The organism is Acinetobacter sp. ANC_7504, from assembly GCF_056779995.1.
The window spans coordinates 1-13,692 of sequence record NZ_JBWYIZ010000004.1 but is presented as its reverse complement, the minus strand read 5'-3'; the positions used below and the strand labels follow the sequence as shown (position 1 = coordinate 13,692).

Sequence of the window (13,692 nt, the reverse complement as noted above, 5' to 3'; positions counted from 1 at the left end):
ATGTTCAATGGAAAATAAAGCATTGCAAATCCAACACCATTCTAAAATGATCAGATATGGTAGTTTGTTGCAACGTTTTTATTTTAAACCGACCTTTCTTGGTGTTGAACATCTCAATGCTGATCGACCTGCCATGTATGTGGGTAATCATACAATTTATGGCGTATTTGATACGCCAATTTTGATTGATTATCTATATACAGAGCACAAAATTAAAATTGTGAGTTTAGGTGATCACATTCATTTCAAAATACCGTATTGGAAAGATATGGTTCATAAAATGGGTGCAATTGAGGGGCTAAGAGAATACGCCAGAGATGCAATGCAACAAGGATATTCTATCTTAGTTTTTCCAGGTGGTGGGCGTGAGGTCGTAAAGCGCAAAGGGGAAGAATATCAACTCATATGGAAAGAGCGCTACGGCTTCTTAAAGTTAGCTCAAGAATTTGACTATGACATTGCACCTTTTGTAGCTGTAGGTGGTGATGAAGTATTCGATTTGGCACTTGATGCAAATTATTTACTTGAAAAAAAGTGGTTTAAAAAGCTTTTAGCTGTTCCTAAAATTGGAAAATTACTCCGTCAAGGTGATGTCTTGCCTTCAATACCCAAAAATATTATTCCTAAAAGAGTCCCATTCTATTTCAATTTTTTACCACGACAATCAATCTCAAATATCAAAACAGAACAAGATTTGATTGAATTTAGAGATCAATTGCAGCAAACAATTTACGAAAATATTGCATCAACGCAGTTGATACGAGATAGACAAAGTTAAATCTTAGAAAATTATACTTCTTAATCTAATTATATTGTTGATTATAAAAATATTTTTAAAATAATATTAAAAAAATAAATTAGTGCTTTCTATTTTATATCAATTAGGTATATTATTTTAATGTAAATATTCAGTTTACTAAGCCCAAAGATTGTACTCCTCCTTGGGCTTTTTTTTATCTCAGAATAATAATAGGCGTATAAGAGCGATTTTCACTTTTTAAATTTCACACAAATTAAGTTTGAAAATCAAAGGTGAATTTTTGGCACAAAATGCAACTATAGTTGGTTTTTTAAAAATTAATAAAAACAGAATGTTATTTAAATTTTTTAGCATGCTATCAAAACAATTCTAATTTTGTAATTGCAAAATGTATGCTTCTACGACTTAGAGGTTCATAAAGAAATTTTGCATAAGTGCTTTTTTTTTGTACATTGAAAACTCAAAAACAAAATAACACAGAGGGATTATGACACTACAAGGAAAAACACTGTTCATTACAGGTGCAAGCAGAGGTATCGGTCGTGAGATTGCACTTAAAGCTGCAAAAGATGGTGCAAATATTGTGGTTGCTGCAAAAACGAGCACTGAACATTCGAAACTCAGTGGTACGATTCATTCTGTTGCAAAAGAAATAGAAGCAGCTGGTGGGAGAGCATTAGCGATCCAACTTGATGTACGAGATCAAGATGCTGTCGCAGCCGCAATGAAACAGGCTGCTGAACATTTTGGTGGGATAGATGTCCTCATTAATAATGCTGGTGCGATTAATTTGAGTGGGGTTGAAACGCTTGATCCAAATCGTTTTGATCTCATGTATCAAGTGAATACTCGCGCCGTTATGGTCTGTAGTCAAGCTGCCTTGCCTTATTTAAAACAAAGTCAAAATCCACACATTCTTAGTCTCTCTCCACCTTTAAATTTAAAAGAATCGTGGTTTGCGGTTCATTCTCCTTACACCATCAGTAAATATGGCATGAGTATGTTGACCATGGGAATGAATCAAGAATTCGAACGTTATGGGATAAGTGTTAATGCCTTGTGGCCTAGAACCATTATTGCAACTGCAGCGATAGAATTTTCTCTCGGTGGACGTGAGTTATTTAGCAAGGCTCGGACACCGGCAATCATGGCTGATGCAGCGTATGCAATCTTGACGAGTGAGAAACGTTCGATCACGGGTCGTATGATGATCGATGAAGAGATATTAAGAGAGAAAGGTGAAACTGATTTCGAAAAATATCGAGTTGAGCCATCAGATGAGGAATTGATGGTCGATTTATTTGTTGATCCATAAATGAGAAAGCCCAACATAGCGTTGGGCTTTATTATTTATACTAAATTATCGTAATGCAGTAAGGTTGACATCCTTTTGATACATCTCGATCTGCATGACTTGTTCAGTTAAGAATGCTTTACGTTGGTCATTGCTCGGATGACTTGCAAACAAAGTTGATTGATCTTTATTCATTTTACGTTTGTTGAGATTAGCTTCGAATTTATCCCAAAATGAGAGTGCTGCATTGTGATTGTAGCCCGCTCTCACCATCAAATCTAAACCAATCAAATCAGCTTCTTCTTCTAGATGACGGCGATGAGACATATTGGTTTGATTACCAGATAAACCACTTGCAAGCCCGATGGCAGCCCCAGTTCCCATGGTTGCACCCATTAGACCCAAATTCATTGCTGCGAAACGAGAAGCCTTTTCACGACTATGATTACGGATAATGTGTGCCATTTCATGCGCAATTAGGGTGGCTAACTCGTCATCAGATAAGTTTTCAAACATATATACAGCCGAATTAACTACAATTTGCCCACTTTGAAAGGATTGGGCATTAGGTTTGCTACTGAGCACACCGTTAATTCGCCATTGAATTGGTTGACGACCTTCACGTAAATATTGATTAGCATGTGGAATTAAACGTGCCAAAATTTGATTTAAACGTGGATCTTCAAGATATAAAGACTTAGTCTTCGCTTTCTTTTCAAATTTATTATAGCTACGGTTTGAAATTTTATTCCAAGCTGATTCTGGAATAATCATGAGTTGTTTACGTTCGGAAGCTACAGTGCCTAATGATGTGGTTGAAACACAGCCAGTCGAGATTAATGCAATTGAACTTATAATACCAAACGCGAAGGATTTCATAATTACACCTTAATGATGGGATATTATTTGAAAGCTGACTTGATTTTTAATGGCCAGATTTCGTGTTTAATTATTGTTCAGTATTTAGATTAATTAAACAAACATTATTTTAACTATTAATTTGAACTAATTAATATCATGGTGGTTATAATGAGATTTTTGTCACATTAATATTTATTAATTCGTTATTTTATTATTTAGATAAATTATTTTATTTATATATATATTGTATTTTATTATACTTTTATTATATTATTGGTGGTTGGATTAATATTTATTAAAATTAATAGTATATAAAAATCAGTATCTTATGTTTTATCATTGTTTTTTTAAATATTTGAATGTGATTTTGTTTTCGAATTTAGTTTAATGTGAGAATAAATTCTCAATATTTTAATTGAATATTGATAAATAACTCATAACGAAACATTTTGGAATTTCATTCAAGGCTATTAAAAATTAATTCTTATATTGTGAAGCTTTTCTTACATTGAATTGGTGTATTTTGTGATTTAATTCACACATATTATCGTTGGGTATTTTAATTAAATTTGGGTGGACTAATTATATGATTTATAACCACGAATTTTTTTGATCACAGTGTTATAAGGCCTGTTTGATTTTTGATAAGGTCTGAGCATCATTAATATGCGCATGCTGCTTATCCTAGCCAATCGATGCAACAGAACACTTTAAAATAAATTCATCTAAACTTATTATGTCTTCAGTCAATATGAGTGTATTAATTCGCTCAATTTTAAAGGTGTTTAACCTGAACTTGAGTTTTCAGTACTCGTCATTCAATCGCATCGTATTTTGAAAGAATGATTAATCTTGATGTTGAGTACTCGGTGAATCAAATGAGGGTTTCTTTCGTGGTTCGAGTAAAGTCTCAATCACAAACGGTGTGCCAAGGTGATCAACAGAAATATTTAAAGAATTCCAACGGAATAATGAGATTTTTTGCGATATAAAGTTCATGTTAGGGCGAGTACAAATGTATGAGCGATCTCGAGTGACGATTGGCGTTGAAGCGGCATTTGTTTTATCACGCTTTCTTAATTCATTCTTTGAACTTTGAACGACTAGACAGGAACTGATACAGTCAATATGAATAAGTGGTTTAAGGGTAGTTTATTGCTTGGTTCTTTGGTGAGTAGTTTTGCATTTGCAGATTTTCTACCACCAGATCAAGCATTTCAATTTGAGGCAGTATCAGTCAGTCATCATCAAGCTGAACTAAAATGGAAGATCGCAGATGGTTACTATCTCTATCATGATCAAATCAAAGTTTCGGACATTCAAGGTCCTGTAAAGTTATCTCTACCACGCCCAAAAGAGAAAGATGATCCAAACTTTGGTATGACCCAAGTGCATTATCAGGATGTAATCAGCAATATTCCAGTCAAACCAAATCAAGAATTTAAGATTCAATGGCAAGGATGTGCTGAAAGTGGTTTATGTTATCCGATTCAAAGAACAACGATAACAACTGACAGCACAGGTTTATTCCCAGCGCAGCAAACTACACAAGCTAAGAAAGTTTTAAATCTCAATGAAATTTCAGCGGCATCTAATGGAGTAGTAAATACTCGAGATGCACAAGAAAATGCTTCACCAAAAACAGAAACACAACTCATTTCAAAGGATAATAATACAGTCTCAGATCGTAAAAATTTTAACGCTACTGCGCTTGAGCGAGATAAAAACGAATTTGGGGAAAATAATTTAATCAGTGAGGATCAAACCACACTAGATGCAAATTTATCTAAAGAAAATCTGAATAGGCCAGCGAGATTTTCGAGTGTATGGAACAACGATCTTTTTTTTTTAAATTTGCTCTCTCAACAAAGTGTAGGGCTTAATTTATTGGTGTTTTTAGGACTTGGAATATTGTTGGCATTCTTGCCTTGTTCATTGCCCTTAATTCCGATTTTATCAGGCATTCTTGTGCAAAATCACAGAGGTTATCGTGCCGCGGTAATAGCTTTTATTTTTGTCACAGGGATGGCTATCGTTTATGCATTAATGGGATTCGTTGTTTCTCAACTGGGCTATAGTTTTCAGCGTTGGTTTCAAAGTCCGATCTTCATCAGTATTTTTAGTCTCCTGTTTATTATTTTTGCCCTTAATCTTTTTGGTGCATTTCAAATCTCTTTACCTCAAGGAATGTTACAACGCTTAGATCTTTGGCAACAAAAACAAAAAGGTGGAACATTGATCGGTGCAGGACTCATGGGGGTGATTTCTGCACTGATAGTTGGACCCTGCATGAGTGCTCCGTTGGCTGGAGCATTGATATTTGTCTCACAGATGAACCAACCTTTATTAGGGGCGACTTATCTTTTTGTTTTGGGCATTGGGATTGGTTTGCCGCTTTTTATTGCGGCAGTTTTCGGGACGCATTTTTTACCTAAACCTGGGGTATGGATGGATCGACTCAAGGTCTGTTTTGGTTTCGTGATGTTGCTTGTGGCCATTTATTTTGCACGGCCACTTATCCCAACCAGTATTTATCAAATTCTGATGGGTCTTTTACTTCTTGGATTCGCTGTATATTTACTCTGGAAAATGCGACCTTATGTCGAAAAAATAGTGGTTAAAAGCATCATCATATTACTCAGTCTTGGCATGATGTTTTTAGGAGTGAATTATGTGCAGCAAGGGTATACGTACTCGCTTGTAACGCAGGCCAAAACATTACATACATGGCATAAAGTCAACTCTGCCGCTCAGCTTTCAAATGTTTTGAACGCAAATCAAGGTAAAGCCGTAGTAATTGATGTTTACGCAGATTGGTGTGTTGCATGTCAACCGATAGAAAAAGAGGTACTTCCGCGTGAAGATGTTCAAGCCAAACTCAATGAGTTGGTTTTAATTAAATTAGATCTCACTCATTTTGAACCAAGCCAAGATGAACTGTTAAAAAAATGGCAAATTTTAGGTCCGCCAACATTTATTTTTTTAAATACGCAACATGATGAAATACGTGATCTGCGCTTGACTGGCACTTTTACTGCAACACAGTTATTAAATCGATTGCAGGAACAATCTGTCGGGATGGTTCAGTAATGATTTCATTTGATGGGATTCAACTTGGATCACTCATGTTTCCATGGGTTTTATTGATTCTATTCAGTGGGATACTGTTCATCAGTATCCTGATCAATGTTTTAGGTCATCACTATAAATGGACTGATACCCAAGTCAAAATCAGTAAAGATTCAGTGTGGACAAGCATCATTATTGGAGCAGTTGCCGCTAGAGTCATCTTTGTTATGTTCTATTGGGAGATTTATATTGAAAATCCTTTAGATATACTCAATATCCAAGATAAAGGATTTAGCTTATGGAGTGGATTATTCTTCGGTGGGCTAAGCTATATCATTCTCAATCGAAGCTTACGAACAAAAATGAAAATCATTTTAGTTGGGGTGTTTTTATTTTGGGTAGCGATTGGCGTAATGATAAAAATTCAATACAAGGTTGAAAGTTATTATCCTGACCTAAGTTTTCAGATACTCCCAACTGATCATAGTGAAAATAAGAATGAAGGGTATTTCACAGATTTTTTGGGTCAGCCTACAGTCGTTAATTTGTGGGCGAGTTGGTGCCCGCCATGTCATAGAGAGATGCCAATACTTTTTCAAGCACAAAAGGCTCATCCCAATATTCATTTTGTGATGCTCAATCAAGGTGAAGATATCACAACGGTTCAAAACTATTTACAAAAACACAGCTTCAACTTTAAAAATGTCAGACTTGATGTAAATGGGGAAATGCCCAAGCAGAGCAATAGTTTTGGCTTGCCAACTACATTGTTTTACGATGAAAAAGGTAAATTGGTGGATAGACATATGGGTGAGTTAAGCGCTGCAAAATTGCAAGAATATTTAATTAAAATGACAGCTGAGTAGAGCTAAAGGGTATGAAAGATATAAATAAATTAATATTGTTGTCTAGCGTATTTTTAATAAGTAGCGTCAGTTATGCGGATTTAAAAAAGCAGATTTCAGTAGAGGGCTTTGAGTTTGTAAAAGAAATTCCAGCACCAGCAGGTATGACAGGCTGGGGAGGGCATATGAACCAACATCCAGGCACGGTTTTTATTTCTAATGATCAGAAATATTACATTATGGGTGATTTATATAATGCTCAAGGTGAAAATATTTCTATTGAAGCATTAAATACACATGTCAAAGACGCTGTGTTAGATGATGTATGGAAGAGCATTGAAAAGTCGACTTGGATTCAAGATGGTGAAAATACAGCAGCACGCGTTGTTTATGTATTTTCAGATCCTAACTGCCCATATTGCCATCAATTTTGGGAAGCTGCACGACCATGGGTAAACTCGGGAAAAGTTCAACTTCGACATATACAAGTTGGTGTAATTCGAGAAGAAAGTCGAGGGCAGATTGTCACCATACTTAACTCAAGTGATCCTGCTAAAGTATTTAATGACTACAATAAAAAGAAAGGTAAAGAGCGATTAGTTGTTACGCAAAATATATCAAAATCTTTACATGAAAAAATCGACTATAACGAGTCACTCATGGATAAATATGGATTTTTTTCCACGCCAGCTATGGTATGGAAAAATCAACAAGGAGAGTTTAAGTCTATGCAAGGAATGGCAAAAGACTTGCAAGAAGTTTTTGAAAAATAGAATTTTTTGGACTTTAGTACTATTGAATACAAAACTTTAAAATTTAATACATGGTCATTTGCATGGAGAATATGATCGTATTTGAGTCTTATATCCAAAACTGAAAGAATTGCAAGATTATGAAGTAGGATCGCAATATAAGCGATAAAGCGATTGTATAATGGTGAGGACTTTAGGATCACTCACTTGATAAAAAATTTGTTTACCTTCACGACGAGTCACCACCATTTCAGCTTTACGTAATACGGTTAACTGTTGTGAAAGCGTGGGTTGAAAGATTTGAGTTCGATTCTCAATTTCCTGAACGTTCAATTCACCATCTACTAAAATACAAAGTATCTTTAAGCGATCAGGATTCGACAGGACTTTAAGTCGATCGCTGACTTGATCAACTTGTGAAAAATCCATTTGATTGAATTCAACATCAGATTGCATTAGATGTTCCTTTGAAACAGAAGGATGCGTATGTTAAAGCATCTTGATTATTTTTCAAAATTATATAATATAAAAAAATATATTGTAAATAAGTAAATTGTTATGCATGATATTGTGATTGCTTTTTTAGGTGGAGCACTACTCGGTTTATCTGTGGTTGGATACTTATATGTGAATGGTCGAATAGCAGGGATTAGTGGTTTAATCGGTCAAGTACTAAATCCGCATAAAGTTTTCAAAACACCAGCATTGTGGTTTTTAATGGGTCTCATCATCACACCGTTTATCTATGGTATTTGGGTTCAGCCTGAAATTGAACTCGAAGCAAGTCCATTCATGATGATCGTGGCAGGTATTTTAGTTGGATTTGGAACACGTTTAGGTTCTGGCTGTACAAGTGGGCATGGCATTTGTGGTTTAAGTAGATTGTCCAAAAGATCTATTGTGGCAACACTAAGTTTTATGCTGACAGGCTTTATAACGGTTTATTTAATTCGACATGTCACAGGAGCATTCTAAATGAAAAACCTTTTTGCTTTTTTGTTTGGCTCACTTTTTTCCGTGGGGCTCATGTTATCTGGAATGTCGAACCCTGAAAAAGTTCTTAATTTTCTTGATTTATTCGGTGAGTGGGATGCAAGTTTGGCATTTGTCATGATGGGTGCCATTGTCGTGGCATTCATACCCTTTCAGATCGTAACCAGAAGTGAAAAACCTTTAACTCTATTCAATGAGACTATTGATCTACCAAAGAGCAATCAGCTTGATAACAAGCTCATTATAGGTGCTAGCTTGTTTGGGATAGGCTGGGGCATCGCAGGTATCTGTCCAGCACCAGGATTAACATTGATTGGTTTAGGGCATTATCAATCACTCTATTTTGTGATTGCGATGTTGATAGGAGTTTTAATTCACCGTAAATGGATGGGGGCATAGTTATGAAACTAGTGATGAAAGACGCCACTCAAGATCAAATCAAGCCGCTAATTAAAGATTTTTTTGATCAAAATACCAATACATTTAGTTATGTCGTGGCTGATCCTGTGACATTAAGTTGTGCCATTATCGATAGTGTTTTAGATTTTGATGCTGCTTCTGCGACAACAACGACGGAACATGCTAACCAGATTATTCAATACATACATGAACAGCATTACAAGGTTGAGTGGATTTTAGAAACACATGTGCATGCTGATCATTTGACCGCTGCGCAATATTTAAAATCAAAGCTAGGTGGCAAAATTGCCATGAGTCATCATATTGGAATTGTACAAGAAACATTTGGCTCAATTTATCAATTGGATATTAAGGCAATAAACGCACAGCAACCATTCGATTATTTATTTAAAGATCATGAGTGTTTCAAAATTGGAGAAATTGAAGCCTACAATATTCCAACGCCTGGTCATACACCTGCTTGTCTTAGTTATGTGATAGGTGATGCAGTTTTCGTGGGTGATACTATATTTATGCCAGACTATGGTACAGCACGATGTGATTTTCCACGGGGCAGTGCAGCAGAATTATTTGATTCAGTTCAGAAGCTTTATCAACTGCCTGATCATATGCGTGTATATCTATGTCACGATTATTTACCAGAAAATCGACACCAATATATGTGTCAAACGGATATAAGAACGCAAAAAAAATCGAATATACACATTCGAATTGATTCAAAAAAGAATGATTTTGTGGAAATGCGCAATAACCGTGACGCGACATTGGGGATGCCAAAGCTCATTTTACCAGCCATTCAAATTAATATAAACGGTGGCAAATTTCCGCCCACTGAACACAATGGAGTATCTTATTTGAAAATCCCTTTAAATTTTTTCAAATCATAAAATTTAGCTACTTTAATTTTTATAGATATTATAAATACATGTTATGTATAAAATTGAAAAGGCTTTAAAAACAAGTTCAATAGGCGTATAGTTAAGTATGAAAGTTGATCAGCCTAGTCGGTTATTAACTTGATTTTTTTTCTATGTTTCTAAACACTCTTTATTGAAAAGAGTTGAGAGGAAATTTTGCTAAGATCTAGTGGACTCATCATTGCATTTGCAACGGTGTTATTACAACTAGCGGTTTATTTACAACCGATCTTACCGGAGAAATTTCATGTCGCTCCGGTATGCATGTCTATTATGCATAATTTACTTTCTCCAGAACGCCATCAGCATGTTCATGAGACTTATCACGATCTCGTCCACCATTTGAGTGAAAACGAACATCATCACGACCATAATCAAATTACTCACCAATGCCAATATTGCACTGTGTATGGAGACCTCGTCTTACCATTTGATTTTGGTGTAAAAGAAATTTTTGATCGCTTACAAGTCAAGTTGAGCTTCTACCGCAATTCTTTTTGGCATGTCTATTTTTCTCTACAGAAGCTCTATCTTCTGCCTCAAGGCCGAGCGCCACCTTTTGGACTCTAATTGATTTAAACCTTGGATCATTTTGATCTTAATCAATTTATTTAGAGTTCAATCTTATGAAAAAAATCTTTAAACAGTCTGTAGCTAACAGACGGTATTCACTCATCCTCAAAAAAGTGAATTTAAAATCGCGTGTTATCGGAATGATACATGACATCTACAATGTAATTCTGACTGTAGTTTTAAACTCATTGAAGAACAACATTCACCACAAAATTCAATGATAAGGTGACCTCATGGATCTAGGACTAACAGCGCTCGAATTGGCGCGTATACAATTTGCATTCACTGTTTCATTTCACATTATCTTTCCAGCAATTTCGATTGGATTGGCAAGTTTTTTGGCTGTGCTCGAATGGCGTTGGCTTAAAACGAATGATCCTGTTTATCGAGATCTGTTTAAATTTTGGATAAAAATATTCGCACTTTCATTTGGTATGGGTGTCGTTTCAGGCGTGGTGATGAGCTATCAGTTTGGAACCAACTGGAGTGAATTTTCACGTATAGCTGGTAGTGTCACCGGACCATTGCTAACTTATGAAGTGCTCAGTGCGTTTTTCTTAGAAGCTGGTTTCCTCGGTATCATGTTGTTTGGCTGGGGGCGAGTTGGACCAAAGACGCATTTTTTTGCAACCTTAATGGTGGCAATAGGAACATGTATATCCATGTTTTGGATTCTGTCATCTAATAGCTGGATGCAAACACCTCAAGGCTTTGCATTTGAAAATGGAATAATCGTTCCCCAAGATTGGTTCGCGATTGTCTTTAACCCATCCTTTCCTTATCGATTAGCCCATATGGCACTGGCCGCTTTCTTGGTTTCAGGCTTATTGGTTGCCGCAACTGCTGCATGGCATCTACTCAAAGGACGCCGTGATACGTTAGTTAAAAAGTCATTCTCGATGGCAATGTGGATGATCCTTGCTTTAGCTCCACTACAGATGTTCGTGGGTGATTTACATGGATTGAATACCTTAGAACATCAGCCTGCTAAATTAGCTGCAATCGAAGGTCATTGGGAAACCAATAAAGATCATGGTATGCCGTTGTATCTATTTGGTATTCCAGATATGGAAGCTGAAGAAACTAAATATGCGATTGGTATTCCAAATCTGGGTAGCCTTATCATGACACATACTCTTAATGGTGAGGTTAAAGGCTTAAAAGAATTCGCTCCTGAGGATCGACCTAATTCAACCATCGTTTTTTGGAGTTTCCGAATCATGGTGGGTATGGGCATGCTCATGATCTTACTGGCTGTATTTGGTCTATGGCTACGTAAGACAGGAAAATTCTATGAGTCAAAATGGTTGCACAAGTTTGCTTTGTGGATGGGGCCTTCGGGTTTTATTGCATTGTTGGCAGGCTGGTTTACCACAGAGGTGGGACGTCAACCTTGGATTATCTATGGCGTAATGCGTACGAAAGATGCGTTATCTCCTGTCTCTGCGGAACAGGTTGGACTTACGCTAATTATTTTTGTTGTGGTGTACTGCATCGTATTTGGTATCGGTATCTTTTATATGTTGAAAATGATGGTGAAAGGACCAGAATTTATTTATTCAACACCACATTCAGATGGCGAAGTGATCCGAGCATCTAAACGCCCGATGAGTACCATTGATAATGAACAACAACTTGAAGCATCAAATAAGGTGAATGATCAGGAGAATTTGAAATGATTGATTTATCATTGATTTGGATTGTGATCATCGCACTAGGTGTGTTGATTTATGTCGTTCTTGATGGTTTTGATTTGGGAATTGGTATTTTATTTCCATTTGTGAAAGATCGCCAAGAGCGTGATGTCATGATGAATACTGTAGCACCCGTATGGGATGGCAATGAGACTTGGATGGTACTTGGTGGAGCTGGTTTATTTGCCGCTTTTCCACTGGTCTATTCGACTGTATTGTCCGCATTATATATGCCCATTACCTTAATGGTGATCGCGCTTATATTTCGTGGAGTCGCTTTTGAGTTTCGTTTTAAGGCTAATCGGACTAAAGCACTTTGGGACCAAGCATTTATTTGGGGTTCAATTTTAGCTTCATTTTTACAAGGTGTGATTTTAGGCGCTTATATTCAAGGAATACAGACCACCAATGGTGTGTTCACGGGTGGTGGTCTGGATTGGCTCACTCCATTTTCACTCTTTACAGGTTTAGGCGTTGTTGTTTTATACGCGACACTCGGTTGCGGATGGTTAATTTTTAAAACAGATGAGCGTGTACAAGATCATATGTACCGTCTGATGCCTAAGCTTATGATCGCGTTATTTCTAATATTTGGCGCTGTCAGTATTTATACTCCCCTTGTACATGACGATATTGCACAGCGTTGGTTTAGTCAGCCACAAATGTGGTATTTCAGTCCCGTACCATTACTGGTATTGATTTTCACTTTCCTAGCGCTCAGAGCTTGTAAACGTCGTCAGGAGTTTGCGCCTTTCATCTATACATTGGCTTTGGTATTTCTTGCGTATACGGGCTTCTTAATTAGTTTATGGCCGAATATCATTCCGCCAAGTGTAACGATTTGGCAAGCTGCTGCACCTCAAAGTAGTCAATTATTTGCTCTCATTGGTGCACTCATTCTAATCCCAATTATATTGTTTTATACCGCTTTATCTTATTGGGTATTTAGAGACAAGGTTCGTGTTGGTGACGAAGGTTATCACTGAGGAGAATGATAATGAAACTGAATCAAGCAGGGTGGTTTATTGTTTTATGGCTCGGTGGTTTTTTAAGTCTATTATTGATTGCTGGTCTATTTCGATTGCTCATCCAGTGGGCGTATTAATCTAAATCTTGAGACATCAACAATTAACCCATCATCTAGGTGATGGGTTTTTAATTTAAATACTAACGACTAATCGTTGTTGATCATAATTGGGTAATAGAAACTATGATATAGGCACAATTAAGCGGATTTTAGCTTCTAAAACAACGCTTTAAAAATTTACTTAAACAATTGATTTAAGATAAAATTAGAAGAATCATCTGAATCTTTGAGAATGATGAGTGAAATCGTTTCAATCACTTATGACATAACTATCGCCGTTTTAAGGAATCACGAGACTGATATTTAATTGTCGTTGTTCATGGTCTAATTACTGTGAAAAAAAAGCCAGACTGGTGGAGCAATCTGGCAAAGCGTCAAGATGAGTCACCCGTGACAAGTGATGTTTCCTGAGTTCAGGTTTGAGTTG

The 13,692-nt window shown here is 36.4% G+C and carries 14 protein-coding genes; 12 read left to right on the top strand and 2 right to left on the bottom strand.

Annotated elements, in window-relative coordinates; all coding sequences use genetic code 11:
- The first annotated feature begins 7 nt into the window (after positions 1–7).
- A complete protein-coding gene (locus AC1M9F_RS06330) occupies positions 8–778 on the top strand; it encodes a lysophospholipid acyltransferase family protein (protein WP_481597339.1) in 771 nt (256 codons plus the stop codon).
- A gap of 469 nt (positions 779–1,247) precedes the next feature.
- Complete coding sequence (locus AC1M9F_RS06325; RefSeq protein WP_180028997.1) at positions 1,248–2,075, top strand: SDR family oxidoreductase; 828 nt, start codon at positions 1,248–1,250, stop codon at positions 2,073–2,075.
- Positions 2,076–2,120: 45 nt separating this feature from the next.
- Here AC1M9F_RS06325 and AC1M9F_RS06320 read toward each other — a convergent pair whose 3' ends face one another.
- On the bottom strand, positions 2,121–2,933 hold the full coding sequence (locus tag AC1M9F_RS06320; protein WP_180028996.1) for a M48 family metallopeptidase: 813 nt from the start codon (positions 2,931–2,933) through the stop codon (positions 2,121–2,123).
- A 1,110-nt stretch (positions 2,934–4,043) separates the two neighbouring features.
- Here AC1M9F_RS06320 and dsbD point away from each other — a divergent pair.
- Genes dsbD through dsbG form a run of 3 tightly spaced genes read left to right on the top strand, consistent with a single transcriptional unit; the run spans position 4,044 to position 7,602 of the window.
- Positions 4,044–6,005 (top strand): protein-disulfide reductase DsbD, encoded by a 1,962-nt coding sequence (gene dsbD / locus AC1M9F_RS06315; protein ID WP_481597338.1) that lies wholly within the window; start codon positions 4,044–4,046, stop codon positions 6,003–6,005.
- The gene (locus tag AC1M9F_RS06310; RefSeq protein ID WP_481597337.1) at positions 6,005–6,850 is read left to right on the top strand and encodes a prolipoprotein diacylglyceryl transferase family protein; all 846 of its coding nucleotides are present in this window, start codon (positions 6,005–6,007) and stop codon (positions 6,848–6,850) included. The genes dsbD and AC1M9F_RS06310 overlap by 1 nt, the downstream gene beginning before the upstream one ends.
- Positions 6,851–6,870: 20 nt before the next feature.
- The gene (gene dsbG, locus AC1M9F_RS06305) at positions 6,871–7,602 is read left to right on the top strand and encodes a thiol:disulfide interchange protein DsbG (RefSeq protein WP_481597419.1); all 732 of its coding nucleotides are present in this window, start codon (positions 6,871–6,873) and stop codon (positions 7,600–7,602) included.
- A gap of 117 nt (positions 7,603–7,719) precedes the next feature.
- Here the strand turns inward: dsbG and AC1M9F_RS06300 are convergent, their stop codons facing one another.
- Positions 7,720–8,037 carry a metalloregulator ArsR/SmtB family transcription factor gene (locus AC1M9F_RS06300; protein ID WP_481597336.1) on the bottom strand — a complete coding sequence of 106 codons (318 nt, stop codon included), beginning with the start codon at positions 8,035–8,037 and terminating at the stop codon, positions 7,720–7,722.
- A gap of 102 nt (positions 8,038–8,139) precedes the next feature.
- Between AC1M9F_RS06300 and AC1M9F_RS06295 the strand changes: the two genes are divergently transcribed.
- From AC1M9F_RS06295 to AC1M9F_RS06265, 7 genes are all read left to right on the top strand, one after another.
- Positions 8,140–8,556, top strand: coding sequence for a YeeE/YedE family protein (locus AC1M9F_RS06295; RefSeq protein ID WP_481597335.1), 417 nt, complete (start codon positions 8,140–8,142; stop codon positions 8,554–8,556).
- Positions 8,557–8,973: a DUF6691 family protein gene (locus AC1M9F_RS06290; protein WP_179997938.1), complete on the top strand. Its 417-nt coding sequence runs from the start codon at positions 8,557–8,559 to the stop codon at positions 8,971–8,973.
- A 14-nt stretch (positions 8,974–8,987) separates the two neighbouring features.
- The gene (locus AC1M9F_RS06285; protein WP_481597418.1) at positions 8,988–9,881 is read left to right on the top strand and encodes an MBL fold metallo-hydrolase; all 894 of its coding nucleotides are present in this window, start codon (positions 8,988–8,990) and stop codon (positions 9,879–9,881) included.
- A 186-nt stretch (positions 9,882–10,067) separates the two neighbouring features.
- Complete coding sequence (locus AC1M9F_RS06280; RefSeq protein ID WP_092768857.1) at positions 10,068–10,481, top strand: DUF2946 domain-containing protein; 414 nt, start codon at positions 10,068–10,070, stop codon at positions 10,479–10,481.
- 236 nt (positions 10,482–10,717) lie between these two features.
- On the top strand, positions 10,718–12,163 hold the full coding sequence (locus AC1M9F_RS06275; protein ID WP_481597334.1) for a cytochrome ubiquinol oxidase subunit I: 1,446 nt from the start codon (positions 10,718–10,720) through the stop codon (positions 12,161–12,163).
- The gene (gene cydB, locus AC1M9F_RS06270; protein WP_481597333.1) at positions 12,160–13,164 is read left to right on the top strand and encodes a cytochrome d ubiquinol oxidase subunit II; all 1,005 of its coding nucleotides are present in this window, start codon (positions 12,160–12,162) and stop codon (positions 13,162–13,164) included. The genes AC1M9F_RS06275 and cydB overlap by 4 nt, the downstream gene beginning before the upstream one ends.
- 11 nt (positions 13,165–13,175) lie before the next feature.
- Entirely contained in the window at positions 13,176–13,283 is a 108-nt protein-coding gene (locus AC1M9F_RS06265; RefSeq protein ID WP_155757002.1) for a DUF2474 family protein, read from the top strand.
- The last annotated feature ends 409 nt before the right edge of the window (positions 13,284–13,692 follow it).

Excerpts from the sequence above, each read along its gene's own strand:
- AC1M9F_RS06295 (WP_481597335.1), top strand. The coding sequence starts at position 8,140 with ATGCATGATATTGTGATTGCTTTTTTAGGTGGAGCACTACTCGGTTTA.
- AC1M9F_RS06300 (WP_481597336.1), bottom strand. The coding sequence starts at position 8,037 with ATGCAATCTGATGTTGAATTCAATCAAATGGATTTTTCACAAGTTGAT.
- AC1M9F_RS06320 (WP_180028996.1), bottom strand. The coding sequence starts at position 2,933 with ATGAAATCCTTCGCGTTTGGTATTATAAGTTCAATTGCATTAATCTCG.
- AC1M9F_RS06290 (WP_179997938.1), top strand. The coding sequence starts at position 8,557 with ATGAAAAACCTTTTTGCTTTTTTGTTTGGCTCACTTTTTTCCGTGGGG.
- AC1M9F_RS06275 (WP_481597334.1), top strand. The coding sequence starts at position 10,718 with ATGGATCTAGGACTAACAGCGCTCGAATTGGCGCGTATACAATTTGCA.
- AC1M9F_RS06285 (WP_481597418.1), top strand. The coding sequence starts at position 8,988 with ATGAAAGACGCCACTCAAGATCAAATCAAGCCGCTAATTAAAGATTTT.
- cydB (WP_481597333.1), top strand. The coding sequence starts at position 12,160 with ATGATTGATTTATCATTGATTTGGATTGTGATCATCGCACTAGGTGTG.
- AC1M9F_RS06330 (WP_481597339.1), top strand. The coding sequence starts at position 8 with ATGGAAAATAAAGCATTGCAAATCCAACACCATTCTAAAATGATCAGA.
- AC1M9F_RS06310 (WP_481597337.1), top strand. The coding sequence starts at position 6,005 with ATGATTTCATTTGATGGGATTCAACTTGGATCACTCATGTTTCCATGG.
- dsbD (WP_481597338.1), top strand. The coding sequence starts at position 4,044 with ATGAATAAGTGGTTTAAGGGTAGTTTATTGCTTGGTTCTTTGGTGAGT.
- AC1M9F_RS06325 (WP_180028997.1), top strand. The coding sequence starts at position 1,248 with ATGACACTACAAGGAAAAACACTGTTCATTACAGGTGCAAGCAGAGGT.
- AC1M9F_RS06265 (WP_155757002.1), top strand. The coding sequence starts at position 13,176 with ATGAAACTGAATCAAGCAGGGTGGTTTATTGTTTTATGGCTCGGTGGT.